Annotated in this window: 22 protein-coding genes; 10 read left to right on the forward strand and 12 right to left on the reverse strand. The window is 68.0% G+C overall.

Features of this window, described 5'->3' with window-relative positions:
• Positions 1-32: 32 nt before the first annotated feature.
• On the reverse strand, positions 33-476 hold the full coding sequence (locus ACOGW9_RS00080) for a PIN domain-containing protein (RefSeq protein ID WP_419854419.1): 444 nt from the start codon (positions 474-476) through the stop codon (positions 33-35).
• A gap of 6 nt (positions 477-482) precedes the next feature.
• Positions 483-725 carry a FitA-like ribbon-helix-helix domain-containing protein gene (locus tag ACOGW9_RS00085; RefSeq protein WP_419907212.1) on the reverse strand — a complete coding sequence of 81 codons (243 nt, stop codon included), beginning with the start codon at positions 723-725 and terminating at the stop codon, positions 483-485.
• Between the two features lie 138 nt (positions 726-863).
• Here ACOGW9_RS00085 and ACOGW9_RS00090 point away from each other — a divergent pair, with 138 nt between their 5' ends.
• Positions 864-1,832, forward strand: coding sequence for a crotonase/enoyl-CoA hydratase family protein (locus ACOGW9_RS00090; protein ID WP_419854421.1), 969 nt, complete (start codon positions 864-866; stop codon positions 1,830-1,832).
• Positions 1,829-2,689 (forward strand): alpha/beta fold hydrolase, encoded by an 861-nt coding sequence (locus tag ACOGW9_RS00095; protein WP_419907214.1) that lies wholly within the window; start codon positions 1,829-1,831, stop codon positions 2,687-2,689. The genes ACOGW9_RS00090 and ACOGW9_RS00095 overlap by 4 nt, the downstream gene beginning before the upstream one ends.
• 116 nt (positions 2,690-2,805) lie before the next feature.
• Here the strand turns inward: ACOGW9_RS00095 and ACOGW9_RS00100 are convergent, their stop codons facing one another.
• The 3 genes from ACOGW9_RS00100 to ACOGW9_RS00110 all read right to left on the reverse strand — a co-directional run bounded on the left by ACOGW9_RS00100 (position 2,806) and on the right by ACOGW9_RS00110 (position 6,487).
• Complete coding sequence (locus ACOGW9_RS00100) at positions 2,806-3,588, reverse strand: SDR family oxidoreductase (RefSeq protein WP_419907216.1); 783 nt, start codon at positions 3,586-3,588, stop codon at positions 2,806-2,808.
• A 10-nt stretch (positions 3,589-3,598) separates the two neighbouring features.
• Entirely contained in the window at positions 3,599-4,849 is a 1,251-nt protein-coding gene (locus ACOGW9_RS00105; protein WP_419907218.1) for an acyl-CoA dehydrogenase family protein, read from the reverse strand.
• An 87-nt stretch (positions 4,850-4,936) separates the two neighbouring features.
• A complete protein-coding gene (locus ACOGW9_RS00110; RefSeq protein ID WP_419907220.1) occupies positions 4,937-6,487 on the reverse strand; it encodes an acyl-CoA carboxylase subunit beta in 1,551 nt (516 codons plus the stop codon).
• A 171-nt stretch (positions 6,488-6,658) separates the two neighbouring features.
• Here ACOGW9_RS00110 and ACOGW9_RS00115 point away from each other — a divergent pair, with 171 nt between their 5' ends.
• Entirely contained in the window at positions 6,659-7,444 is a 786-nt protein-coding gene (locus tag ACOGW9_RS00115) for an SDR family oxidoreductase (RefSeq protein WP_419907222.1), read from the forward strand.
• On the opposite strand, the gene ACOGW9_RS00120 is transcribed toward ACOGW9_RS00115, so the two are convergent.
• A complete protein-coding gene (locus tag ACOGW9_RS00120) occupies positions 7,441-7,851 on the reverse strand; it encodes an acyl-CoA thioesterase (RefSeq protein ID WP_419907224.1) in 411 nt (136 codons plus the stop codon). The genes ACOGW9_RS00115 and ACOGW9_RS00120 overlap by 4 nt on opposite strands.
• 94 nt (positions 7,852-7,945) lie before the next feature.
• Here ACOGW9_RS00120 and ACOGW9_RS00125 point away from each other — a divergent pair, with 94 nt between their 5' ends.
• Complete coding sequence (locus ACOGW9_RS00125; protein WP_419907226.1) at positions 7,946-9,628, forward strand: Ppx/GppA phosphatase family protein; 1,683 nt, start codon at positions 7,946-7,948, stop codon at positions 9,626-9,628.
• Here the strand turns inward: ACOGW9_RS00125 and ACOGW9_RS00130 are convergent.
• Entirely contained in the window at positions 9,576-11,627 is a 2,052-nt protein-coding gene (locus tag ACOGW9_RS00130) for a 5'-nucleotidase C-terminal domain-containing protein (RefSeq protein ID WP_419907228.1), read from the reverse strand. The two genes, ACOGW9_RS00125 and ACOGW9_RS00130, sit on opposite strands and share 53 nt — an antisense overlap.
• 150 nt (positions 11,628-11,777) lie before the next feature.
• Between ACOGW9_RS00130 and ACOGW9_RS00135 the strand changes: the two genes are divergently transcribed.
• Positions 11,778-14,129 carry an MMPL family transporter gene (locus tag ACOGW9_RS00135; RefSeq protein ID WP_419907230.1) on the forward strand — a complete coding sequence of 784 codons (2,352 nt, stop codon included), beginning with the start codon at positions 11,778-11,780 and terminating at the stop codon, positions 14,127-14,129.
• A gap of 53 nt (positions 14,130-14,182) precedes the next feature.
• On the opposite strand, the gene ACOGW9_RS00140 is transcribed toward ACOGW9_RS00135, so the two are convergent.
• Entirely contained in the window at positions 14,183-14,689 is a 507-nt protein-coding gene (locus tag ACOGW9_RS00140) for a YbaK/EbsC family protein (RefSeq protein ID WP_419907232.1), read from the reverse strand.
• An 8-nt stretch (positions 14,690-14,697) separates the two neighbouring features.
• A complete protein-coding gene (locus ACOGW9_RS00145) occupies positions 14,698-15,741 on the reverse strand; it encodes an LLM class F420-dependent oxidoreductase (protein ID WP_419907233.1) in 1,044 nt (347 codons plus the stop codon).
• Between the two features lie 66 nt (positions 15,742-15,807).
• Between ACOGW9_RS00145 and ACOGW9_RS00150 the strand changes: the two genes are divergently transcribed.
• Positions 15,808-17,043 (forward strand): acyl-CoA dehydrogenase family protein, encoded by a 1,236-nt coding sequence (locus tag ACOGW9_RS00150; RefSeq protein WP_419907235.1) that lies wholly within the window; start codon positions 15,808-15,810, stop codon positions 17,041-17,043.
• 51 nt (positions 17,044-17,094) lie between these two features.
• Positions 17,095-18,696, forward strand: a complete 1,602-nt coding sequence (locus tag ACOGW9_RS00155; protein WP_419907237.1) for an FAD-binding oxidoreductase — start codon at positions 17,095-17,097, stop codon at positions 18,694-18,696.
• Position 18,697: 1 nt separating this feature from the next.
• Here ACOGW9_RS00155 and ACOGW9_RS00160 read toward each other — a convergent pair whose 3' ends face one another.
• Complete coding sequence (locus ACOGW9_RS00160) at positions 18,698-20,362, reverse strand: ABC transporter substrate-binding protein (protein WP_419907239.1); 1,665 nt, start codon at positions 20,360-20,362, stop codon at positions 18,698-18,700.
• Between the two features lie 58 nt (positions 20,363-20,420).
• On the opposite strand from ACOGW9_RS00160, the gene ACOGW9_RS00165 reads away from it, so the two are divergent.
• Together ACOGW9_RS00165 and ACOGW9_RS00170 are read left to right on the forward strand one after the other, a co-directional pair.
• Complete coding sequence (locus ACOGW9_RS00165) at positions 20,421-21,338, forward strand: LLM class F420-dependent oxidoreductase (protein WP_419907241.1); 918 nt, start codon at positions 20,421-20,423, stop codon at positions 21,336-21,338.
• 55 nt (positions 21,339-21,393) lie between these two features.
• Positions 21,394-23,376, forward strand: coding sequence for an ABC-F family ATP-binding cassette domain-containing protein (locus tag ACOGW9_RS00170; RefSeq protein ID WP_419907243.1), 1,983 nt, complete (start codon positions 21,394-21,396; stop codon positions 23,374-23,376).
• Positions 23,377-23,391: 15 nt separating this feature from the next.
• Here ACOGW9_RS00170 and ACOGW9_RS00175 read toward each other — a convergent pair whose 3' ends face one another.
• On the reverse strand, positions 23,392-24,198 hold the full coding sequence (locus ACOGW9_RS00175; protein WP_419907245.1) for a metallophosphoesterase family protein: 807 nt from the start codon (positions 24,196-24,198) through the stop codon (positions 23,392-23,394).
• A gap of 160 nt (positions 24,199-24,358) precedes the next feature.
• On the opposite strand from ACOGW9_RS00175, the gene surE reads away from it, so the two are divergent.
• Complete coding sequence (gene surE, locus ACOGW9_RS00180; RefSeq protein ID WP_419907247.1) at positions 24,359-25,174, forward strand: 5'/3'-nucleotidase SurE; 816 nt, start codon at positions 24,359-24,361, stop codon at positions 25,172-25,174.
• Positions 25,175-25,242: 68 nt separating this feature from the next.
• Here the strand turns inward: surE and ACOGW9_RS00185 are convergent, their stop codons facing one another.
• Positions 25,243-26,541: an MFS transporter gene (locus ACOGW9_RS00185; RefSeq protein ID WP_419907249.1), complete on the reverse strand. Its 1,299-nt coding sequence runs from the start codon at positions 26,539-26,541 to the stop codon at positions 25,243-25,245.
• Positions 26,542-26,615: the final 74 nt, after the last annotated feature.

Raw genomic sequence — 26,615 nt, forward strand, 5'->3', positions numbered from 1 at the left:
ACCCACAGCCGGACGGCACCCGCTTCGTACCGTCACGGCCTTGCGACGTCGCCCTCGCCTGCCGACCACGGATTGACGATGTCGAGGCCCGCGCCAGCGAAGTCGCCAACGTTGCGCGTGACCACCGACATGCGGTGCACAGATGCGATGGCAGCGATCTGGGCATCCGCGTGCGCCGCCGGACGGCCAGCTGCTCTCCGCGCTGCGGCGAACTCGGCGTACGCGACTGCGGCCGGGCTGTCGAAGGGCAGGATTCGACCGGCGAAGTCCTCGCGCAACAGCGCGTCTATGGCTTCACCGACAGCATCCCGGCGTGCCCCGGCCGGCATGATCTCCACACCAAAGCGAAGCTCTGCCTCGGTCACGGCAGTCAGGAACAGATGCGAAGCGTCCCGAGCGGCAACCCACCCCACCACCGACGGCTCGGCAATGGGACGCAACAACTCCGACACGACGTTCGTGTCCAGAATGAACATCGCCGTCTAGCTGAACACTGGTGGCTCACGCACCGGCTCGCGCGGAGGCAGCACCAGCTCCACCCCGCCGAGCGGCTCGACGCGTGCGCGAATCGACGCCACGAGACCCGCAGGCACGACGTCGGCCTCGACGGCAGAGCGGAGGATCCGGCGGGCCTCCTCCTCCATTGAGCAGCCATGAACCGCCGCGCGCATTCGCAGCCCGGTCTTGACGTGCTCGTCGAGGTTACGAATCGTGATGCTTGCCAACGCTGCGACTCCCGATACCTGCGGCTTCTCGCGGATGATTGCATTGCAATCATATCGGGCCTGACCGTTTCGGCCGTCAGTCGCCCGAATGACGACAGCGGCCTACTGGTTGGGTGCTGCACAAGTAGCGTCCGCGGCATGGATGCGGGCAGTGCTGTCGGCGGGACGGCGGACGGGGCGGGCAATACGGGCGGCGAGGCGGTGGTGCTGTACGACGAGGTCGACACGGTCGCGTTCATCACGCTGAATCGGCCGGAGCGCATGAACACGCTGACTGAGAGCGTCATTGCCGGGGTGGCAGACGGCATCGACCGGGCGACGGCCTCCCGCAACGTCCGCTCGATCGTCATCCGGGGCAACGGCCCCACGCTCACGGCGGGCTACGACCTCAACCCCGGCGGCGGCACCCGTGGCGGCAGCCACGGGAATGACACAGCCAGCGCCGAAGAGCTGTACGACTCCTGGGGCAGCCCCTATGGCGCCCCCGGCCCCAAGCCCCGCGAGGGCGCCTGGGACCCGGTGCGCGACTGGCAGTTCATGGGCCACAACGTCAAGCGGTTCATGAAGATCTGGGAGTGCCCCAAGCCGGTGCTGGGCCAGATCCACGGCTGGGCGATCGGCGGGGCCACCGACATGATCCTGTGCTGCGACCTGCTGTTCATGGCCGATGACGCCCATATCGGCTACGCGCCGTCGCGCATCTACGGCACGCCCACCACGATGATGTGGGTGTACCGGCTGGGCCTCGAGCACGCCAAGCAGTTCCTGCTGTCGGGCGATGCCATCGATGCGGAGACTGCCCACCGCATCGGTCTCGTCGCCTACGTGCACCCGCCCGACGAACTCGGCGAGCGGGTCGAGGCGTTCGCCCGTCGGCTGGCGCACATCCCCGCCAACCAGCTCGCGCTCAACAAGCTGCTGGTCAACCAGGCCTACGAGAACATGGGCTTGCGCACCAGCCAGCTGCTCGGCACGTTCTTCGACGGCGTGACACGCCACACCGAGGAGGCCTACCGCTGGGTGGAGGACTTCGAGACGAAGGGTTTCCGCCAAGTGATCGCCGAACGCGACGCACCCCACGGCGACTACGGCGAGCGCCCCCGGTGAGCGCAACGGCAGATCCCCCAGTGCTGGTTCTGCTGCACGGGCTCGGTGCCAACCAGTTCGTCTGGGACCCGCTCATCGGCTCGCTTCCGTGGGACGGCGCCATCGTGGCACCCGACCTGCGAGGGCACGGCGGCGCGGAGTGGCGCGGCCGGTACTCATTCGGTGCCATGGCGGCCGACGTCGCCGAGATGCTGGCGGACGAATACGCCGACGACCCGTATGTGGTGCTCGGTCATTCGATGGGCGGCATCGTGGGCCTCGCACTCGCCAGCGGTTGGTTCGGCCCGCCGCCCGTGCTGGCCGCCACCGTCGGCGTCAAGCTGCGTTGGTCCGGCGACGAACTCGGCCGGATCGACGATCTAGCCAGCCGACCGCCGCGTGAGTTTCCTGACCGCGACGGCGCTGTCGAATGGTTCATGAAGCTCGCAGGCCTGCACGGCGTGATCGCCCCCGACGACGACCGCATCGAGGTGGCCATCGAAGCCGGCGTCATGCGCACCGACACCGAGCTGCGCTTCACCGACGACGGCGAGCCGATGCGCGTTGACCCGCCCGGCCCGGCACCGGGCTGGTGCGTGGCGCAAGACCCTGCCACCGTCGAGGTCGGCCCGCCTGACATGACCGGCCTGCTCGCAGCAGCGAAGTGCCCGGTCGCGATGGCGATCGGCGAGCATGACCCGCTCGTTGCGCCCGACCATCACGATGATCTGGCCGCAGCAGCGTCAGTGAATCTGCTGGCGGCAGGCGTCACCGAGCCACACGTCTTCAGCGGCCTCGGCCACAACGCGATGGTCGAAGGCCCGCAAGCAGTCGTCGACTGGCTTGCGACCTTGCCGGGGTTCGCCGGAACCGGCTGAAGCGCCGGGGCCGAGCCCACCCTGTCGAGTTCGCTGGCGCTGGCACCGCAGCCAGCCTCCGGTTCGGGGCGCAGACTGCGGACTAGCCCTTCTTGAGCCGCGGCCTTGTTGCGGTCCTAGCCCTCTTCGAGCGGCAGCTCTCCGGAGATCTTCACGCACTCGCCGCCGTCGATGTCCATCACATGGCCGGTCATCCACGAGCCGGCAGCCGACAGGAACAGCGCAGCCTCGCCGATGTCGGACGGCTCGCCGAGCCGCTTGAGCGGCAACTGGTCGGCGATCATCTTCCCGCGGGGTCCATCCCAGAGCACACGAGCGAAATCGGTGCGGATCAGCCCGGGCGCAATGCAGTTCACCCGCACCTTCGGCCCCATCTCTGCTGCGAGCTGGCGGGTCATGTGCATGAGCGCGTCCTTGAACATGCAGTAGACGCCTAGCGCCTCAGACGTGTGGTGCCCGCCTACCGACGCGATGTTGATGATCGAGCCGCCATGGGTGCCCATCCACTTGTCCCAAGCGACCTGCGACCACTGCAGCGGTGCGCGCAGGTTCACCTCGTAGGTCTTGTCGAGCCGCGGGATATCGCAGTCCATCATGGGGCCAGCCCACGGGTTCGTCGCCGCGTTGTTGACCAGCATGTCCAGCGACCCGTAGCGCTCGATTGTGCCGTCCATCACCCGCTCGGCCTCTTCGAGGTGCCCGATGTGGGACGCGATGTAGCTCACCTCGCCGCTGGCGCTCTCGGCCAGGTCGGCCACTGCCGCCTCGCACTTGTCGGCCTTGCGGCTCGTGATCATCACGTTCGCGCCCGCATCGGCGAACGACTTCGCGATGCCCTTGCCGATGCCGGCCGAGCCGCCGGTCACCAGCGCCGTCTTGCCATCCAGTCGCAGTTCCATGGTGAACTCCCTAGCTCTTGCCGATCTGGTTCCACGGGCCGCCGTCGGCACGCGGTTCACGCGGCAGCCCGAGCACCCGGTCGCCGACGATGTTGCGCTGCACCTCCGAGGTGCCTGCGTAGATCGTGCCGGGCCTCGCGCCCATGAACGTCTGCACCCACGCCAGAGACGAGAAATCCGCCCCGACAGCGTCGGTATTGATGCCGTTCACCGCTGGATGCCCGCTGGGCGCCGTGGCCTCCATGCCGAGCAGATCCATCGAGAACTCAGTGATCCAGTGGTGATACTCGCTCCACAGCAGCTTGTGCAGCGACGACTCGGGCCCGGGGGCCTTGCCCGCCAGCACGTTGGTGACGTTGCGCTGGCCCATCCATTTCATGATCTCGACCTTGGCGTGCGCTTGGGCGAGGTCCTGACGCACGAGCGGGTCGTCGGTGGCGCCGCGCTCGACGGCCACAGCCGTGATGCGGTCGAGCTCGTCGCGGAAGCGGAGCGCGTCGGTGGTGGCGCCATGGCCGCGCTCGAAGCCGAGCAGCACGTTGGCGACCCGCCAGCCGTCGTTCACGTCGCCGACGACGTTCTCTTTCGCCGTCTTGGCGTCGGTGAAGAACACCTCGTTGAAATCGTGCCGGTTGTTGATGTTGATGATCGGGCGCATCTCCACACCGGGCTGGTCGACCGGCACCAGCAGGAACGAGATGCCGCGGTGCTTGGCCTCGGTGGGGTTGGTGCGGCATAGCACGAAGATCCAGTTGGCGGTGTGGCCGCTGGAGGTCCAGATCTTCTGGCCGTTGATCACCCACTCGTCGCCGTCGAGCACGGCGCGCGTGCCCAGGTTGGCGAGGTCGGAGCCGCTGTCGGGCTCGCTGTAGCCCTGGCACCAGCGATGCTCGCCCGAGATGATCTTGGGCAGGAAATGGCGCTTCTGCTCCTCGGTGCCGCACTCGATGATGGCGTTGCCGACCATCGTGATGCTGAACCCGTCGTTGTCGCCGCCGACGGGGACCCCAGCCTTGGCGAACTCTTCGGCCATCACGACACGCTCGACCTCGCTGAGCCCGGCGCCGCCGTACTCGACCGGCCATGAGACGGCCAGCAGCTGATTCTCCGACAGCAGCGCCCGCCATTCCTCGACGAACTGGTCGCGGGCCTTTTCGTCGAGGGAACCCATGCCGCCCCAGTTGGCCGGCAGGTGCTCGGCCAAGAAGGCCTGGATCTTCTCGCGGTAGTCGTCGGCCTCGTCGGTGTAGGTGGGATCCATTGTGTGCGCTCCCCTGATTGAGATGCAGCCCTGCTTGGATTACAGGTCAGCTCGCCGCTGAGTCTGCCACGCGGTCGGATGGATGGCTCAGGGCCGATACCCGAAGGTCGACGGCCCAGGCTTCAGTGCACGGCGGGCCAGATCCACCCACTCGCACAGCACTGGGCGGGTGTCGCGCGGGTCGATGATCTCCTCGATCTCGAAGAACTCGGCCGAGCGGTGCGGCGAGCGAACGCTGTTGAGCCGCTCACGGATCTCTTCGAGCAACTCGTCGGGCGTGTCGCTGTCGGCCAGGTCCTGCTTGTAGGCCACCTCGAGGCCGCCCTCGATAGGCAGCGAGCCCCAGTCGCCCGACGGCCACGCGACCCGAAAGCTGCGGACGCCCGGCTTGTTGTTGGCAGCACCCGCGACGCCGAATGCCTTGCGGATGACCACACAGGCGAACGGCGCGGTGAGCTGTCCCAGTGCTGCGAGGGCAGCCGATCCGAAACGGATCGTGCCGCTCTCCTCGGATTCCTTGCCGATCAGAAAGCCCGGGCAATCCGCGAGATGCACTACCGGCAGATGGAACGTGGAGGCGGTGTCGAGCAAGCGGATGAGCTTGCGGCAGCTGTCAGCCGTCCAGCCGCCGCCGTACACGTAGGGATCCTCACCGAAGATCGCCACCGGCCACCCGTCGAGGCGTGCCAGCCCGGTGATGATCGAACGCCCCCAGCGACTGCCGATCTCGAAAAAGCTGCCCTGGTCGCAGACCGACTCGATGATCGAGCGCATCTTGTAGACGCGTCGCGGCTCGCGGGGCACGATCGAGATCAGCTCGTCGTCGCGTCGCTGCGGGCTGTCGCCGCTCAGCACCCGGTCGGGCAGCTCGTCCACGTTGGCGGGCAGGTACGACAGGAACCGGCGTGCGCGTTCGAACGCCTCGTCCTCGCTGTCGACCACGTCGTCGATGGCGCCGTTGGCCGTGTGGATGTCGGCGTGGCCGAGTTCTTCCTTGCCGTGATCGCCCAGCGACGCCTGCTCGACCAGGGCCGGCCCGGCGATCATCATCTGCGCGGTGTCGCGCACGATGACCGAGTAGTGCGCAGCGGCCACCCGGGCAGCGCCGATGCCCGCCACCGAGCCCAGCGCCAGCAACACCGACGGCGCCACCGAGAGGTGGTTCACGATGACGTCCCAGCCCCGCAGTTCGGGGATGTAGGTGCGGCCGGCCATTTCGATGGACTTGACCGAGCCGCCGCCGCCCATGCCGTCCACCAGGCGGATGTGCGGCAGCCGCATCTCATACGCCATGGACTCGGCGGCATTGCGCTTCTCGGGGATGGTGGCGTCCGAGGAGCCGCCGCGCACGGTGAAGTCGTCACCGGAGAGGACCACAGGCCGATCGTCGATGCGGGCAAGGCCGAAGACGAAGTTCGACGGCGTCAAGTGGACGAGATGGCCGTGATCGTCGTATTCGGCAACGCCGGCGGTTTTGCCGATCTCGTGGAACGAACCCTTGTCCGCCATGGCATCGATGCGCTCGCGGATGGTCATCTTGCCGAAGAAGTGCTGTCGCTCGACCTTGTCGGGCCCGCCCAGCGCCTCGGCAAATGCCTCGCGCCGGCGCAGCTCTGCGATCTCGGGCTCCCAGCTCATGTCGCTCCCCGTGCCGGATAGCGCAAGCGTACGGCTGTGCTCGAGGTGCTCGCCGGTGACGCCAGGAGCACCTCACGATCCGTTCGGCCGGTGCCCCCGGGTGCAAGCGCTGCGAGTGCGGTGCAGCGACCGCAAGAGGCGCGGGACAACCCCCGCACATATGGTGCGCGTATGGAATTGAGACTTGACGGCCGCACAGCGCTGATCACCGGGGGCAGCCGGGGTCTGGGACGGGCGATGGCCGAGACATTCGCTGCTGCGGGTGCCGCGGTGGCGGTGGTGGCCCGCGACCAGGCGGTGCTTGATGCGACGCTCGCGGCGCTCCGAGATGCGAACCCAGACGTTGCCCATGCGGCGATCTCGGCCGATGTACGCGTGGCGGAAGAGTTGTCCCGGGCTCACGCCGAAGCGGTGGCAACCTGCGGGCCGGTGGACATCCTCGTCAACAACTCCGGGACGTCGCACGCCAAGCCGTTCCTGGACATTACCGACGACGACTGGCACGACGATCTCGACCTGAAACTGTTCTCGGCGATCCGACTGTGCCGGCTCTGCATCCCGCACATGCGCAGCCAGGGCTGGGGGCGGATCATCAACTCGCTGAACGCCGAGGCCAAAGCGCCGAGAGCGCAGACGTGCCCGACGTCTGCGACCCGCGCTGCGGGCATGGCGATGACCAAGGCGCTCGCGTCGGAGTTCGCGGCCGACGGCGTGCTCGTGAATGCGCTCAACACGGGCCTGCTTGTGACCCACCAGTGGCGGGCTCGCTGGGAGCGGATGCAGCCCGGCGAGACGTTCGAGGAATTCACCGCAGCGGTCGGCGAGCGCATTCCCATCGGCCGCATGGGCGACGCCCAGGAGTTCGCCAACCTCGCCCTGTTCCTCGCCAGCGACGCCGCCAGCTACCTCACCGGCGCCGCGATCAACATCGACGGCGGTCTGTGCCCCGTCGTCTAGCCGGGGGCGAGCGCATCGAACTTGTCCATCAAGCCTGGCGGCGGACGGCGGGGCTTGCCGTCGTTGTCGCAGATGGCTGCGGTCAGGTTGCCCTCGACCAGCACGGCATCGTCAGATTCGCGGATGATGCGCTGCTGCCAGCGGGTGCTCGCACGGCGGCGCTCCACCAGCTCGGTCTCGACGCGCAGCGTGTCCCGAGCGGTCGCAGGCGCCCGGAAACGCACTTCGAGGTTGGTCACCACGATCTGCACGTTCTGATCTGACAGGTCGGGCAGCGCGAGGTCGGCAGACTCCAGCGCCAGGCAGCGCGCCGCCTCGAAGTACGACACGTAGACCGCGTGGTTGACGTGGTTGTAGGGATCCAACTCGCCGAATCGCGGCACGACCTGGGTCGCGTGGGTCGCCATCGGCGGAACGCTAGTGGGCTGCTGCCCGCTGCCATCTGCTCGCATCTGCTGCCATCTTCAACGACAGCGCGCTCGCCCTCTAGCGTTGCGGCACGTGAGCGTCCTCGCAGCGATCGACGTCGGGACGAATTCGTTTCACCTCGTCGTCGCCGACGTCGACGACGAGGGCCACTTCGAAGTGCTGACGCGAGAGCGAGAGCCGGTGCGGCTCGGCTCAGGCGGCGAGGACATGAAGGTGCTCGAGCCCGAAGCCATCGAGCGCGGCATCGCGACGCTCGACCGGATGCAGCGAATCGCGGTCCATGCCGGCGCGCAGAGCATCACCGCGGTTGCCACGAGCGCCGTGCGCGAGGCGGACAACCGCAGCGAGTTCACCGAGCGCGCCCGCATCGAGGCCGGCGTCGACATCGAGGTGGTCTCCGGTGTCGAAGAGGCCCGGCTCATCCATCTCGGCGTGCTGGCGGCGGTGCCGCTGCTGGACCAGCGCCACCTGCTCATCGACATCGGCGGCGGCTCCACCGAGTTCATCATCGGCGACGGGTCCGAGCCGCTGCTGCTGCGCAGTCTCAAGCTGGGCTCCATCCGGCTGACCGATCGCTTCTTCCCCGACGGCCGCGCACGCAAGCGCGCCGTGCGCGAGTGCCGCAACTACATCCGGTCGTTCCTCGGGCACCTGCCCGCCGAGATCGCAGCGCTCGGCTTCGAGACCGTAGTGGGATCCTCGGGAACCATCACCGCACTGGCACGCATGTGCGCCATCCGGCGCGGCGACCGCGACAGCCGCACCGGGCGGCTGTCGTTCACCGCCAAGGAGCTCCGATCGCTGACGGCCGACCTCGCCGATGCCCCCACTCCTGCGCGCCGTCTCGGCATCGAGGGACTGGAGGAACGCAGGGCCGACATCATCGTGGGAGGCGCGCTGCTGCTGGCCGAGACATTCAAGCTGCTGGGCATCAAGCGCATGGAGGTCTCCGACTACGCACTGCGTGAGGGCATCCTGTTCGAGCAGTTGCGCCGGGCCGCTGCACCGGGACTGGATCCGTTCCACCGCTTGGAGGACTTGCGCCGCTCCGGCGTGATGTACGTGGCCAACAGCTACCACGAGGACCTCGGTCACGCCGAGCACATCACCGATCTGGCGCTCGAGCTGTTCGATGGCCTGCACCCGCTGCATGGGCTCGACGATGAGGACCGGGAGCTGTTCGAGGCGGCCTCATTGCTCCACAACGTGGGCATCTTCATCTCCCACAGTGCCCACCATCGCCACAGCTACTACATCATCCGCAACAGCGAGCACCTGACCGGCTTCACCGAGCGCGAGATCGAGATCATTGCCCAGGTCGCCCGCTATCACCGCAAGAGTGCGCCCAAGTCCAAGCACCCTGAGTTCGCGTCGCTGAATTCGGCCGACAAGGACAGGGTGCGGTGGATGGCGGCCATGCTGCGCGTCGCCATCGGCTTGGACCGCTCGAATCGTCAGGTGGTGACCCGCGTGCGTGTCGGAGGCGATGACGCGTCCGCGAAGCAGAACGGGGAGCTCCGTTTGATTGCCCGTGTCTCGCCGGACGTCGACACCTCGGTGGAGTTGTTCACCGCCCAGAACCGCAGCGAGCTCCTGGCCGCGATCACCGGACACAGCGTGGTGATCGAGCCTGAGGTCGCGGTGACCGGCAAGCCGGGCCACCCCACGAACGGGCTGGGCTGCGGCGACGCCGCCGTACCGGCTACGCCGGGATTCGCAGCACCCAGCCGATCCGGATCAGATTCGGGTCGGTAAGCGCACCGCCGTCGCTCTGGGGGCGTCCCTCGTTCGCTTCGAAGATGGCCGGCCAGCGTGCGCCGTGGCCCAAGTGCGCCGCCGCGATGTTCCACAGGAAATCGCCGGGTTGCACCGTGTAGAGCACGTAGTTGCCGTCGGCGGCGGTCTCGCCGCCGGGTTCACCCTCCGATGCCTGCGCCATCACCCGGTTCCCGCCGTCGACGGGGTACTGCTCGGCGCTGATCATGCCGCTCAGATCCTCGGCGATGTAGTCCGCCAGCGCCTGCTGGTAGGTCACACCCAGCCGCGTGAACGAGAGATCGCTGAGCGGGTAGCAGTCGCCGCCGTTGGCCAGGAAGTCGACCGTCGCCAGCGTCACCGGATCACCCGGCACCACCTCGCCGCTGGCAACGATCTGCGTGCCGTCGTCCAGGGTCACCTCGCGCAGCCGTGTGCCGGAAGGTTCGATGAGCGCGCAGTCGCCGTCGCGGTCGATTCCCTGCCCCGCGCCGTCGGGGTCGTAGACGACGGTCATGCCCGAGACATGCGGGAACTGGCCCGTCGCTCGCGGCAGGACACTCAGCGCCCGCTCAAGCAACTCGGCCAGCGTGGCACGCGGCACTTCGGCGGTCACCAGCACGTTGTTGAACGGAGCAATGTCCCACGTGGTGCCCACACTCACCATGCCGGCACCGATGACCGAGTCGTTGCGCAGCCCGCCGCCATTGGTCACCGCCACCTGCGGGGCCGCCACGCCGAAGCCCGGTGCGAGGTGCGCGCCCCGCACCCGCAACGCGTCCGCCATCAGGCTGCCGACGTTCGTGGATTGGGTGCGCAGGACCGGCTTGCGGCCTTCGAGTTCGACATCGCTCGTGCCCACAACGGTGCTGTCGACCAGCGTCACCTCAGCAATCAGCGGTTCGACTACATCGGACTGCGCGGTGGCATCGGGATCGCGGTCGAGCGCGACCCCGATCGAGGTGCCCGCCGCGGCGGTGACGTTGCCGTCGGCGTCGAAGGTCACCTCCAGCTTGCCGATGCAGCGGTAGCCGCCGGGAGCAGTCACCACCGGCACCCGGCTGCCCGCTGCATCGTCGACCCACGTCGGGTACGGCCCCACCGGCTCCTCATCGGGTTGGCAGGTGTCGCCGGGGTTCGCCAAGAGGTCATCGCCGCCGCCGGCGATGATCACGTCCACGCCGGTGAGCCCGACGACCAGCGCCTCCTCTTCTCTCACGTCTTGAAGGTGGCTGACAAGGATGATCTTGTTGACGCCATCAGCGGCCAAGCGATCTGCTTCGGCCTGCACTGCGGGCAGCACTGCGCTTACCATCACCTTGCGCGGGCTGGAGATGTTCGGCAGCCACGGGGTCACTGCGCCGATCACGCCGATGCGCTCGCCACCGGTTTCGATCACCGTTGACGGTGCAACCAATCCCCGATCGGCCAGCACAGCCAGCGCCGGTTCGGCCGACACGTCGATGTTGGCGCTCAGGAATGGGATCGGCGGGTCGAACCCCTCGATGAATCTCGCCGTCACATCGGGCCCGAAGTCGAAGTCGTGGTTGCCGAGCGCCATCGCGTCGTAGATGCCGCTGAGCGCGACCGAGTCGTACATCGGCCCTTCGCGGTCGAGCGACACGCCCAGCTCCAGCGATGCCAAGAAGTTGTCGCCAGATGTCAGCGTGACCACCGGTCCCGTTTCGGCGGCGGCGGCCTGCAGCTCGCGCATCTCAGCCACGAACCTCGCCACACCCGGGAACCCCGACTCGACGTCAGGCAACAGCTTCGACTCGCCATCGTTGTTGTGCAGGATCGTGACCGTCAGCGGACCCGCAGAGATGAGTGTGGGCCTGGCACCGCCGTCGCCATTGCCGTCACCGTCGGCCTGGGCCCCCAGCGGGGTCGCAGCCAGCGGCATCGCCGCGAGCATCACCACGGCAATCGCGGCCGCCCGCAAGCGTCGTCCCCTGCGCCGCGGCTCTGCCAGCTCGGTCCCCGTCGTTGTCACAGCCACTTGCTGCCTCCTCGGTTCATTCGCCGCGAAGTGTTGCAGCGCCGTGTGGCGGTAGCTTGCCCGGCTGATCCCCCTTCGGGCGATCGGTTGCGGGCTCGGTGCATGGCGCCAGCCCACCGCATCGCTCGCTGTCACAGAAGGATGCCCAGCATGTACAGCGCGCTCGGCCAGTGGTGCTTCCAGAAGCCGTGGCGAGTCTTCGCTGCCTGGCTGGGGCTTGCCGTCGCAGCTGGACTGCTCGCCGGACTCGTCGGGCCGTCGTTCGGCGCAGCACTCAGCACCCCCGATTCCGAGAGCGACCGCGCCGCCGATGTGCTCGATACCCACTTCGGCGACCTCGGCTCCAACATCAGCGGGTCGATCGTGGTCAAGTCCAGCTCCGGGGTGGACGACCCCGCCGTGCGATCGACGCTCACCGAACTCTTCGTTGCAGTCGACGCCATCGACGAGGTGACCATCAGCTCGCCCTATGACCCCGGCGGCCGCCAGTTCATCGCCCAGCAAGGCCCCCATGCGGGCCAGATAGCCGTCGCCGAGGTCCAGATCAGCCGCTCGTTCAACCTTGACGAAGCAGGCGGCCTTGGCGAGCACATCATCGAACTCATCGACCGCAGCGGCGTGCGCGACATCCCAGGCGTCCAAGTGGAGGTCGGCGGCGCGTGGCTCGCCGGCCAGGAGCCACCCGAGACCGAGGCCATCGGGCTGGCGTTTGCCGTGTTTGTGCTGATCGCCGCGGTCGGCTCAGTGGTCGCCATGGGCGTCACCGTGGGCACCGCGCTCATCGGCGTCGGCATCGGCGCGCTCACCATCACGATCCTCAGCAACCTGGCAACCGTTCCCGACATCGCGCCGACGCTCGGGGTGATGATCGGGCTCGGCGTGGGCATCGACTACGCGCTGATCATCCTCAACCGCTATCGAGAATGGGTGCGCAACGGCTTCGGTCCGCTCGCGGCGGTGGGCGCAGCGCTCGACTCTGCGGGCCGTTCGGTGGTCTTCGCCGGCGCGACCGTGGTGGTGTCGCTGCTGGGGCTGTTGCTCATGGGCCTGCCGTTCGTCGCCGGCTTGGGGCTGTCCGCGGCGATCACGGTCGCGATCGTGATGGCAGGCTCGATGACCCTGCTGCCCGCTGTGCTGGGGCTGATGCGCAACCGGATGGCCACCACCCGGGTCCGCGGCATGCTCGCCGCGTCGCTGGTGGCGGTGGCGCTGCTGGGCTTCGGCCTCGGCCTTCGCCCGCTGCTGGCAGGGCTGCCTGCTGCGGCCGCCGTTCTAGTGGCAGGGGCGTTCGGCGATCGCCGCAACCCGCTGAGGCGCATCCTGCACCACCGCCAGCCCAAGCCGCTGCGCGACACCGCCTGGTACCGGCTCAGCCGGGTGGTGCAGCGCCGAGCGTGGCTGTTCGCGCTCGGCGGCACTGCCGTGCTTGTGCTGGCCGCCGCCCCGGTCTTCGCCCTGCGCCTGGGTTTCTCCGACGAGGGCAACTTCTCGCCCGACAGCACCACCCGCAAGGCCTACGACCTGATCGCGGACGGCTTCGGTCCGGGAGCGAACGGCCCGCTGCTGATCGTCGCCGAGACCGACGGCCGGCAAGACATGCTCGATCTGCTGGAGCTGACTGACGCGCTCAACCGGACCGATGGCGTCGTGGCTGCCTCGCCCCCGTTCCCGAGCCCAGACGGTCAGGCCGCGATGATCCGGGTGCTGCCGGCAACCGGCCCCCAAGACGCCGGCACCGAGACGCTCGTCCACACGCTGCGCGATCAGGTCATCCCCGCTGCCATGGACGGCAGCGACGTCGACGCGCTGATCGGCGGCACCGTGGCCTTCCAGATCGACTTCAGCGACTACCTCGCCGGACGCATGCTGATCTTCTTCGGCGCGGTGCTGGGGGCGTCGTTCCTGTTGCTGATGGCCGTGTTCCGCTCGCTGGTGGTGCCGCTCAAGGCCGTCATCATGAACCTGCTGTCGATCGGGGCGTCCTACGGGGTGCTTGTGGCCGTGTTCCAGTGGGGCTGGTTCGGCAGCGTGCTCGGCATCGAGCCCGCGCCGATCGAACCGTTCATCCCGATGATGCTGTTCGCCGTGCTGTTCGGGCTGTCGATGGACTACGAGGTCTTCCTGCTGTCACGCATGAAGGAGGAGTACGAGCGCACCGGCGATCCGGTCAACTCCGTGGCCGACGGGCTGGCCGCGACGGCCCGGGTCATCACCGCAGCGGCGGCAATCATGATCGTGGTCTTCGGCAGCTTCGTGCTGGAGGAAGAACGGGTCGTCAAGCTGTTCGGCATGGGTCTGGCTACGGCCATCGCCATCGATGCCACTCTCGTGCGGATGCTGATTGTGCCCTCCACGATGGAGCTCCTCGGCGCCCGCAACTGGTGGCTCCCGGCTTGGCTCGACCGCATCATCCCCAACCTGCGAGTCGAAGGCGAGCTGCCTGACACTCGGCAGGCCGACGACCCCGATCTTGAACCCGGGCAGCCCGAGCACGCGGGCTGAGCGGTTCGACTCAACGCACGCAGGCTGAGCGCGCACGGCTGAGCCCAACGCAGTCAGCCGGCGGCGAAGTCAGCGACCTCCGCCCCGCTCGCATCTACGAGTTCGCCGGGCGTCAGCTCGAAGACGGTGTCGGGGGTGCCTGCTGCGGCCCACACCGTGTCGTAGGTCAGCAGTGCCCGGTCCACGACCGCTTGCAGCGGCTGCGCGTGGCCGAACGGGGGCGTGCCGCCGATCGCGTAGCCGGTGGCCTCCCGCACACCATCGGCGTCGGCACGGCTGATCTTGCCGCCGAGCAGCTCGCCCAGCCGGGTGGTGTCGACACGATTGGCGCCTGAGGTCAACGCCAGCACCGGCTGGCCGTCGCACAGGAACACCAATGACTTCACGATCTGGCCGAGCTCGCAACCGACTGCCGCAGCCGCCTGCTCAGCCGTGCGCGTGCCCTCGGGAAATCGCCGGATCTCCGGTGACATCCCGACCTGGGCGGCGCCGTCCAGAAACCGCTCCCGCGCTCCTGAGCGCCCGCTGGGGGCGCGAGGTGTCTCCGACTCTGGGGACACAGTTCGCGCTACTCGGCCCAGGCCTTGACTTGGGAGATCACGTCGAGGGGGTTCTCGGTCTCCGGCGGGATGGTGATGTCGAGGTACGACACGCCCACCGAGCGGTACACCTCGATGCGTTCCTTCACGCGCTCGGGGTCGCCGGTGAGGCTGGCACGGTCGACGTAGTCGTCGGGCACTGCGGCGAACGCCTCGTCTCGCTTGCCGGTCAGGAACAGGTCCTGGATCTTCTCGGCCTCGTCCACGTAGCCGTAGCGCTTGAACAGGTCGTTGTAGAAGTTCTTGTCACGAGCGCCCATGCCGCCGACATAGAAGCCCACGTTGTCGCGCACGCCCTTTCGGACCCCGTCGACCATCGGGCCCGAGCCCATCGCCACGGTGCCGCCGGCCACGATCTGCAGGTCGGCCAGGTCGTCGGAGCGCTTGGCGCCGCCTGCCGCCAGTGCATCGCCCCACACGTCGTTGAACTTCTCGGGCAGGAAGTGGATGGGCTGCCACACCTCGGCGAGCTCGGCAGTCATCTCCACGTTGCGAGGGCCGATCGAAGCGACCGCAATCGGGATGTCCCGGCGGTGCGGTTTGGCCATGAGCTTGAGCGGCTTGCCCAGGCCCGTGCCGCCGTCGTAGGGCAGGCTGACGGCACTGCCCTCGTGAACCACCCGGTCGCCCGACCACACCTTGCGGCAGATCTCGATCACGTCGCGGGTCCGTCCCATCGGCTTGGAGAACGGCACGCCGTGCCAGCCCTCGATCACCTGGGGTCCCGAAGTGCCCAGGCCCAGGATGAACCGTCCTTCGGACAGCGTGTCGATGGTCATCGCGGTCTGGGCGATGATGGCGGGGCTGCGGGAGTAGATGGGCAGGATGCCGGTCATGAGCTGGATGCGCTCGGTCTTGGCGGCCACATACGCCAGCGTCGACACCAAGTCGAAGCCGTAGATTTCGCCGCCCCAGATCATGTCGACGCCGGCGGCTTCGAGATCTGTCACATGCTGGGTGAGACGCTTGGGGTCGAGGCTCGCACCCGCTCCGATCGCCATGGATATCTTCATCGTCATACTCCGTCGTGCTCGCTGCTGCGTTCAGTCGGCGCGAATGCTAGGAGCAACGTCGCGTCGATGACGGGGCAAGCATCGGCACGAACCATGTTGGGAGGATCGGTGCACGACAACGACGAAGCCGCTGACGAAGTAGCCGATGAGATCATCGAGACGCTGAGGCGCTGGGTGGACGAGGTCGTGGTGCCGGGGTCGTCGGCCCTGGAGCTGGCTGACGAGTACCCGACCGAGATGGCCGAACAGATGGAGGAGTTCGGCCTGTTCGGCGCCACCATTCCCGAATCGCACGGCGGGCTCGACCTCGACCACGTGACCTACGCCCGGGTGATCGAGGAGCTGTCGCGCGGCTGGATGTCGCTGGCGGGGATCGTCAACAGCCATCTCATCTGCGCCAAGCTCATCTCCCGGTTCGGCACCGACGACCAGCGCGACCGATCGCTGCCACCCATGGCCACCGGCAAGCTTCGCGGCTGCTTCTCGCTGTCTGAGCCCGACAGCGGCTCGGACGCGGGAGCGCTGCGCTGCCGTGCGGTGCGCGACGGGGACGAGTTCGTCATCAACGGCACGAAGATGTGGGTCACCAACGGTGAGCGTGCTGGCATCGTGGCGCTGCTGGCTCGGGTGCCGGAAGGCGACCCCTCCGGCAGCTCGGGCATCACCTGCTTCCTGGTCGACAAGACGCCGGGCAAGCACTCAGGCGGCATCACCGTCAGCCGCAAGATCGACAAGATCGGCTACCGCGGACTCGAGACTGTCGAGATGTCCTACATCGACCACCGGGTGCCCGCAGACCGGGTGCTGGGCGGCGACGGTCTCGATGGAGATGGCGGCATCGGCAACGGCCTGCGCTGGGCGCTCGCTGCGCTGGAACTGGGGCGCATCAACGTGGCAGCGCGCGGTGTCGGCGTGGCTCAGGCTGCATATGACGCCGCGGTCGCGTACGCGAAGCAGCGCGAAGCCTTTGGCAAGCCGATCGCCAAGCACCAGGCGATCGCGTTCAAGATCGCCGAGATGGCCACCAAGCTGCACGCCGCCCGGCTGATGACTTATGACGCCGCCCGCAAGGCCGACGCTGGCGAACGGGTCGACCTGGCTGCGGGCATGGCCAAGCTGTTCGCCTCGGAGACGGCTGCGGAGCTGTCGCTGGACGCTATGCGCATCCACGGCGGCAACGGCTTCTCCACCGAGTACCCGGTGGAGCGCTACTACCGCGATGCCCCGCTCATGATCATCGGCGAGGGCACGAGCGAGATCCAGAAGCTGGTCATCAGCCGGGCGCTGCTCGCGGACGACTGAGACGACGGCGACGCGCCTAGGTTGACGGGCGCACAGCTGGAGGTACGAGTCATGGCAGATCGCAAGTCGTTCTGGGCGTGGTGCTTGGAGTCCGAAGAGCCGACCGACGCAGAACGGTCTGAGCTGGCCAAGAAGCTCTCGGCCCAGTACGGCACCGAGATCACCGCGAAGCCGGTGCCGTCGGTGAATGACGCCGACCTGCGTGCGCCCCGCATAGCTATTCCCGACTCGGTTGCCGGTTGGTGCTCGACCAGCACCTACGACCGGGCCCGCTACGCCTACGGTGCCCACTTCACCGAGCGGGTGCGGGCCTTCAACCTCGACTTCCCGAATCCGCCGGATGTGGTGGCGCACCCCCGCAGCGACACCGAGGTCGAGGCCACGCTCGACTGGTGCGATGCCAACGGCTACATCGCGGTGCCCTATGGCGGCGGCTCGTCAGTGGTCTGGGGTTTGACTCCGCCTGAAGACCGCGGGCCAACCGTGGTGATCTCGCTGGACCAGCTCGATCAGGTGCTCGAGATCGACGACGTGTCTCGCGCGGCTCGCATCCAGGCCGGCGTATTCGGCCCGCACCTCGAGGACCAGCTGCGTCCCAGCGGGCACACGCTGCGCCACTTCCCGCAGTCGTTCCGCTTCTCCACGCTCGGCGGCTGGATCGCCACACGCTCGGGCGGCCACTACGCCACCAACCACACCCACATCGACGACTTCGTCGAGTCGACCCGGATGATCACGCCGTCGGGCTGGTGGGAATCGCGCCGGCTGCCCGGCTCTGGTGCCGGGCCGAGCCCAGACCGCATGGTGATCGGCTCGGAAGGCATCTACGGGATCATCACCGAGGCGTGGATGCGCATCCAGAAGCGCCCCACGTTCCGCGCCACGGCCGGCATCACGTTCCCGTCATGGGAAGCCGGCTACGACGCCGTGCGGCACCTGGTTCAGGCCAAGCTGTGGCCGGCCAACCTGCGCATCCTGGACCCGGCCGAGGCCGGGCGCGCGGCGGGGATGGACGGCGAGCACGCGCTGGTCATCGTGTCGTTCGAATCGGCCGAGCTGACCCAGCGTCACAACGTCGCTCAAGCGGTCGAGATCGCGCGTGAGTGCAACGGCTACGTGCCCGACGACGAGATTCACATCGACGACGGCACCGGAACGCCTACCGGCAGGGGCGGCGCGGTCGGCGCGTGGCGCAACGCGTTCATCGGCGTGGGCAACGGCGTGGAGACCTCGCTGGGGCTGATCAACGACACCTTCGAGACCGCCATCACCTGGGACCGGTGGCCCGAATTCGACGCCGTCGTGCGCGAGAAGGTCGGCGCAGTGCTGGCCGAGGTCTTCGGCGACCACCACTCGCTGTCGTGCCGCTTCACCCACGTCTACACCGACGGCCCTGCGCCGTACTACACGTGGTCGGGCATGGGCACCCCGGGTGGCGAGATCGAACAGTGGCAGATCGTCAAGGACGCCGCCAACGAGGCACTCGAGGCCGCCGGCGGCACGTGCACGCACCATCACGCGGTGGGCCGCATGCACCGTCCGAACGCTTACGACCGTCAGCGCCCCGAGCTCTTCGCCGAAGCGATCCGGGCTGCCAAGAAGCGGCTCGACCCAAACGGCATCCTCAACCCGGGCGTCCTCATCGACCCCTGATTCAGCGGCAGCCGCCGCTGTCCGCATCCCAGACGCAGTCTGGCGTTCCGCCATTCACGTCGACGACACTCGAGGCAACCCAAGCGTGCGACAAAGCGTCGTACCGGCTGACGCCGGAGCCCTCGACCGGGAAGGCATCCGCATTGCCATTCATGGCAAACGCGACGGCCTCGGGGAACATCGGGTGACGGATGTCGATCGCCCGCACAGCCAAGATGAAGTTCGTCCTGGTGAGTCCGCCGGGCAGTTCGGCAGCAATACGCAGCGCCTCCACGTACGGGTAGCCCAGCATGTAGCCGTTGCCGAACATCGAGATGGCGGGATCGAGGCCATTGGCTTCAAGGCTCTGGATCACGAACTGAACGAACACATCGTGCTCAGCAAGCGCCGCGTCGGTGATGTCCTTGACTCCGCCTCCGACAACCAGCCAGCCATGCCCTGCATCGCCTGCAGGTGCGATCCAACTCGAAGGCGTAGCGCAGACAGACGGCGTGAACGCCGCAGCCAGCTCCTCCTTCAAGCCCGACTCTGCGACCTCCTCGATGGCCAGCAGGCACGCGTTGCCGGCAGTCATCGAGATGAACACATCCGGGCCGCTTGACGCCAGAGTTGCGATTTCCTCGGTGAGCGTCGATGCCGCCGGCGCATGACGCGCAGAGACGAACTCACTCACAACGCCAGGATTGCTTTCCGCGTACTGGCGGAAACTCGACTCGTAGACCGGCCCGAATCCGTAATCCGCCGCCAATCCGGCAACGACGACGGGCAGCTCGTCAGCGAGGTTCTCCTTGATCCACCTTCCCCAGAGCACTGCTTCGGTCGCGTGCGACAGGATGCTGCCGGTGGTCCATGGGTGAACCTGCGGATCGCCCCACGCAGGGTGACCGGTCCACACGAACGGCTGCGGGATGCACTGGTCATTGAGCGAGTCGTACACGGCCAGCGTGTTCGGCGAGCCCAGCGTGTGGATCGCGAAGACGTTGTCGTTCTGGAGCAGATCATTGACGTGCTCGATCGTCTTGGTTGCTTCGTTGGCATCGTCACGAGATTGCATGACGACACGAAGGCCCCTGACGCCACCCTGCGCGTTGACGTAGTCGAGATAGGTCATCCAACCTAAGCGTGCGCTGTCATACGACGCGAGCCGGCCCGTTTGCGGACCGATCTGGCCGATGCGAATCTCGGTGTCGGTGATTCCCTCGGTGTCCGACCAATCGGCCGGGCACTCGTTCAGGTCGATCTCGAAGCCTTCGGGGCCACGGAGGATGTTGTCGTCACCGATACCCCACTGGCCTGACTCGATGCGGTCTCGGATTCGCTCGACGACCCGCGCACGCCGGTCGGCAGCTTCTTCGAAGAGCGCCTCGATGGTGGGGACTTCAGGCTCCGCAATCTCCGCTTCCTCTTCGGCGGTCATATGCTCTTGTTCGGAGGCCTCCTCGATGTCCTGCTGATGTGGAGTGCCGGCCGATTCGGAGGGCTCCTCGTCGACTGTCTCGTCGACTGCCTCGTCGTCATCGGCTGTTTCCCGCGCCGCCACGGCGTCGGTGTCCTGCGTCGCTGCGACCTCATCAGGGTCATCGACACGGATGCATGCAGCCGCTGCGAGCGAGAGCGAGCAGAACAGCACGAGCAGACGCACACGCCGACTCTTGAACAGTGTCATGGTTCCATCCTCGCCCGATTCGGCAGGCCCGTACCGCCACGGCATAGCGTGTCGCCCCATGGAATGGGGAGTCACTCTGCCGCATCTGGGCCGCGTCGGTACTCGCGACGGGCTCATCACGTTCGCCTCCGAAGTCGACCGGCTCGGCTTTGCGTCGGGCTGGGCGTCCGATCATGTCTGCTGGCCCGCCGAACTGGTGTCGCAGTATCCCTACAGCGACGACGGCTCGTTCCCGGCGCCGCCCAAGACGGGATGGCTCGACCCGATTGGCACGCTGCTGTTCGTCGCGGCCGTCACCGACAATCTGCGCCTCGGGTTCAGCGTGCTGATCCTGCCGTACCGGCCGCCGGTCGAGACGGCCAAGCGCCTTGCGACCATCGACGTGCTGTCGGAGGGCCGGCTCATCCTGGGCGTGGGCGTGGGCTGGATGCGCGAGGAAGCCGAGGTGCTGGGCATGCCGTGGGACCGCCGCGGCAAGCGCTCAGACGAGCAGCTCGAGGTGTTCCGCACGCTGTTCACTGACGACGATCCCAGCTTCGACGGCGAGTTCTACTCGTTTCCCTCGGTCGGCTTCGAGCCCAAGCCGGTGCAGGACCCCGTGCCGGTGTGGGTGGGAGGCAACACGGCCGCCGCGTATCGACGGGTGGCGCGGCATGGGCACGGCTTCCATGCGGCCTTCGAGACGGTTGAAGTCGTCGCAGCGGGGTGGCGCCAAGTCGGCGAGGCATGCGACGCCGCGGGGCGCGACCGCGACGAGATCACGCTGTCGCTGCGCTACTACCTCGATCCGGCATCGGCCATGAAGCCGGCGGTGTCAGTGGCCGGCAGCACCGAGGAGATGATCGACAGCGTCGGGCGGATCGCCGAGGCCGGCGTGACGCATCTGGTGCTCGACCCGGTGGCGCGGGGCGGCATCGAGGGTCGCCTCGACGCGCTGCGAGCCTTCATGGCTGACGTCGCGCCGCACTTCTCGTAACGCTCGAGGTGAAATTCAGCCACTCGATCGGGCGGCCCTGCGGCAGACTCGCTGCGTGCTGTGGGGTTCCTCGCTGGGCAAGTCGTACCCGCCGCGGCGGCTGTTCGCCGACGTGGATGTGCAGCTCGCGCCCGGGCGGCGCATCGCCTTGGTGGGCGGCAACGGCATCGGCAAGACGACGCTGCTCGAGATCCTGGCCGGCATCAAGGAGCCCGATGAGGGCGAGGTCCATCGCCAGAGCGGGCTGACGATCGGCTACCTGCCCCAGGAACTCGACGACATCACCGAAGGGACGGTGCTGGACGCGACCCTGGCGGGGTCCGGCGACATCACCGCGATGACGACGGAACTGAGATCGCTCGAGGCTCGGCTGGCCGAAGTCGACGCGGCAGATCACGACGAGGTGCTCGCCCGCTACGGCGAGCTGGAGGCGCGTTTCCGCCAGATCGGCGGGTACGGCTTCGAGGCGGAGGCTCACCGGGTGCTGGCCGGGCTGGGTTTCGCCCCCGACGACGCGCAGCGGCCGGTCGCGCAGCTGTCGGGCGGGTGGCGGATGCGGGTAGCGCTCGGGCAGCTCCTGCTGGCCAAGCCCGATGTGCTGCTGGCTGACGAGCCCACCAACCACCTCGATGTCGACTCGGTGGCGTGGCTGGAGGATCAGCTCGCCACGTGGGAGGGCGGGCTGCTGTTCGTCAGCCACGACCGCGACTTCATCGACGCGGTCGCCAATCGTGTCATCGAGATGGACGGCACGAGCGCGTACGAGCACGTCGGCGGTTTCGCGGAATTCGTTGCGGCTCGCGAGGAGCGGCTCGCGGCCGCCGAAGCCGCGGCGGCACAGCAGGCGCGCCGCCGGGCGCATACCGAGCGCTTCATCGAGCGCTTCCGTTACAAGGCCACCAAGGCCCGCCAGGTGCAGAGCCGCATCAAGGCACTGGCGAAGATCGAACCGGTCGAGGCGCCGAGCCGCAAGGAGCTGGCCGCACGCTTCGGCTTCGGCACGCCGCGGCGTTCGTCGCGGGTCGTCACCGAGCTGATCGACGCCACGCTGGGCTACGCCGACGGCGACGAGCCGGTGCTCGAAGGCGTGAACCTGGTCATCGAACGCGGCACGAAGGTGGGCGTGGTCGGTCCCAACGGCGCCGGCAAGACGACGCTGCTGCGGGTGCTGCAGGGCAATCTCGGTGTGCTCGGCGGCGAGCTTCACCGGGGTCGAAACGTCGACATGGCCACCTTCGAGCAGCATCTCACCGAGGTCATGGACCCGCGCCGAACGGTCGTGGAGGAATTCACGGCGTCGGTGGGCGACCAGCCGGGACGAAATGTGCGCACGATGCTCGGCGGTTTCGGTTTTCCGGGCGACGCGGCAGACAGCAAGGTGGCCGACCTGTCGGGCGGCGAGCGCACACGGCTGGCGCTCGGGATCACGATGGCCAACCCGGTCAATTTGCTGGTGCTCGATGAGCCCACCAATCATCTCGACCTGCCGAGCTGCGACCTGCTCGAGGATGCGCTGTCGGTGTACCCGGGCACGGTGCTGCTGGTGACTCACGACCGTCACCTCATCCGCAGCGTGGCCGACTCGCTCATCGTGGTGCGCGACGGCACCGCGACGCTGCACCAGGGCGTCGACGAAGAGCTGCTGCGTCCCCCGGGGCTGAGCACCAGACGGACTGCTGGTGGCAGCACCGGAGGGCGGATCACCGAGGGCCGGCCCGACAGCACCCCCGACACGCCGACATCCCGAGCTGCCGCTGCCGAGCGGCGCCGTGCGGGGGCCAGCAAGCGTCAAGCTGCGCACGACGCGACTGCGGGCCTGCGCCGGGAACTCGCCGCAGCCGAGCGGGCCTGGGAGGCCGCTGAGCACCGCGTCGCGGAGCTGCAGGCGCTGCTGGGCGAGCCCGCCACCTACGACGATCCCGAACGTGCCCGCCAGGTCGCCGAGAACTACGGAGCGGCCAAGTCCGAGGCGATGCGCCACATGTCCGAATGCGAATCCCTTCAACGACGCATCGACCGCGCCGCAGCCAGCCTGTAGTCGACTCAGCGGCCGCTAAGCGCAGCCGTCGGACGGCGGCGCGACTGGCACATGATCGACCGTGACCGTGCCGGGGCTGCCGTCGGCATGCCGGGAGAACGTGACCAGGCAGGCCGTCCCGTTCGACGGGATACCCATGGGTGCCCCGGGGTACCACGCGACGACATCGCCGACCGAGACATCGGTTGTCACGTGCCAGTGTCCGAGGGCCACGTAGTCCGCTCCGGTGGCCTCGATCTCTTCGGCGGCGATCGGCGACGACCGGTGCGCGTCGTCGGCCGTCCGCTGGAAGTGCCCGTGCCCCGCGGCGATGAACCAGCCGTCATCGGGGCGGGCCGGCACGCCGGCGAGGGGCCGGTACTCGGAATGGTGTAGGTCCATCGCCCGGCCCCACAGCGTCAGGTCGTGCTCGCCGAAGTGCAGCGTCGCGCCCTCGGGATCGTCGAGGAAGATCACGCCGGCGCCGGTGACTTCGAGCCGGTGCTCGTGGTCGGCATGGGTGCCCCACAGCGATTGCTCGTCGTGCACGTCGTGGTTGCCAGGGATGATGACGACCGACGCGTCGACGTCGCCGAGCAGCTCCATGGTGTGCGCGACATCGGTCCGCTTCAGCCGGGCGTGATCGAACAGATCTCCGGCGATCAGCAGCACGTCGGCCCGGTGGGCGACCGCCGTGTGCGCGAGGGCGTGTATGGGGCATTGACAGACGTCACGGTGCGGGCCGTGCGGTCCACGTACGTGTCCGATGTGAACATCGGACGTATGCAGGACGCGCAGCGGCTGGGTTGCCGCAGGAAACCCCGATTCAGCTGGCCCCTCCACAGCGAGACAGCTTGCCACGACACGCTGCCCGAGACTCCGAGCGGGATCGGAGACCGGTCACCGGGCGCAAGCCGTGTGTCGGCTGGGCGTCGGCGCTGCGGTGTCACTCGTTCGCTTGGGGTTCGTCCTCGCTTCACCTGCGGGCGGTACCTTCGACACGGTGCGCATCCTGGTGACCAACGATGACGGAATCGAGTCCGAGGGTCTGCACGTGCTTGCGAGCGCCATGACCGCACACGGCGACGTCGTGGTGGTCGCGCCAGATTCTGAGTACTCCGGCGCCGGTGCCGCGATCGGGCCGCTGCACCTGATGGATCCGCAAGTGCACAAGGTGCGCTTCGAAGGCATCGAAGATGCGTGGGCTGTATCCGGGGCGCCGGCGTTGTGCGTGATGTTCGCTCGGCTCGGCGCCTTCGGCCCCGTTGATCTCGTCGTGTCGGGCATCAATCCCGGCGCCAACGTCGGCCGGTCCGTCTATCACTCGGGCACCGTCGGCGCTGTGCTGACCGGTCGCAACGGCGCCATCCCCGGCCTGGCAGTCAGCCAGACCGTCGAGGGCTTCGGCGTCGAGGGCCAAGGCTGGGAAGATGCCATCGCCGACCAGAAATGGCATTCGGCGGCCGAAGTGGCCAGTGTCGTGCTCAGCGGCCTGCTCGCCGACGAGCACGACGCCGCCTGGGCGGTCAACCTCAACGTGCCCAATCGCGAAGTCGCCGACATGAAGGGCTGGCGGTTCACCGATGTGGGCACGCTGCCGCCGCGTTCCATCACGTCGGTCAGCCTCGAGCCGCACCCCGAGAACGAAGACGCCTATCGAGTTGCGATGCAGTGGGGCGACGCTGTCGACATGCCGGTGGAAGTCGACACCGGCGCCGTCATGCACGACTACATCTCGGTGACCTTCCTGTCGCGCATTACAGCGCAGCCGGCTACAGGCGACTCGAAGCTCGCGACCTGCCTCGACGGACTGTTCTGATCGGGCCGCTCTGATCGGGTCGGCGGCGCCTGGCGGCAGCAGCCGCGTGGCAGTGGCGACACGACCGCTCAGACCGTCAGTCGTCGAGTCGTTCTGAAGTTCCGCACCAGCATCATCGTTGCCGCGATGCCCAGCGCCACGGCCACCCAGGCTCCCCAGCTCGCCAGTTGGCCATAGGACCGGTGCTCCACGGCCAGTCCTGAGCTCACGCCTGCAGCAGCACCGAATGCGGTCATCAGCACGTCCGCGGTGGCTTGCACGCTGACCCGCCGTTCAACCGAGAACGAGGCAGTAAGGATCGAGCTGGCGGCCACCACGCAGCAGCTCCAGCCGATGCCCACGAGAAACAGCCCCAGCAGCAGGCCGGTGGCGTGCTCGGGGTCGGTGTTCGCAGCTGTCGAGGAGCCGACCGCAAGCACGAGCGCGCCGACGATGATGACGAGTTGCCCGCCGATACGGTCCACCAGCCAGCCCACATACGGTGAGAAGGCGAACATGCCGGCGATGTGCAGCGACAGCATGAAGCCGATGATCAGCGGGTTCTGATCGCCGGCCTGCATGTGGATCGGCGACACCGTCATGACGCCCACCATCACGGCCTGGGACAGCATCATGGCGATGAGCGCGATCGAGGCCACCGGATGAGCGAGGACTCGTCCGGCCTCGGCGAGGCTGGGCAGCTTGACGCCGTTCGACCCCGACTCGGCCGCAACGACGTGCAGCGGATCGGGCCGCAGCCGGCGTGAGAGGTTGATCGCCGCGGCTAGGAAGAGCCCGAGCGCCAGCGCGTACGGCAGCGCGAACCCGCTCAGCCCCTCGGTATCGGCGAAAAAGCTCTTCAGCCCGAGCGCGACGGTGGGGCCTAGCACCGATCCGACGGTGCTGGCCCACAGCACGAGGCTGATCGAGCGGGCCCGGTTCTCGTCGGTTGCCAGGTCGGCTCCGGCGTAGCGCGACGCCAGGTTCGCCGCTTGACCGGTGCCGATCAGCACCATGCCCACGACGAGCAGCGAATAGCTGCCGGCGAACGCGGACAGCAATGCGAGCGTGGCGCCGATGGCCCCGATGAAGTAGCCGGCGGACAGACCGGCCCGGCGGCCGCGGCGGGCCATCAGCGCGGCCAGCGGGATGCCGGCGAGCGTGCCGCCGATGCTGAGGCAGACCGCGGCCAGCGAGGCCTTGGTCTCGCTGCCGGTCATCTGGTCGGCCAGCAGGGTCGATGCCGAGAACGACGCCGTCATGGCAAGCCCGCCGGGGATCACACCGAGCTGCAGCACCCCGATGGTGCGGCGCGCCAGTTCTTCGCGCTCGCGCGTGCCGGGCAGGTAGGCGGCTTCGCCGTCGCCCGCCGACAGACTCTGCACCATCGACCTAGCCTCCGGATCGGCCTGCCGGCTTGGCGGCGAGGCCGAATGCGAACGCTACTGCGGGTCACCGAAAC

Source organism: Candidatus Poriferisodalis sp. (assembly GCF_965203655.1).
Taxonomy (GTDB): Bacteria; Actinomycetota; Acidimicrobiia; order Acidimicrobiales; family Poriferisodalaceae; genus Poriferisodalis.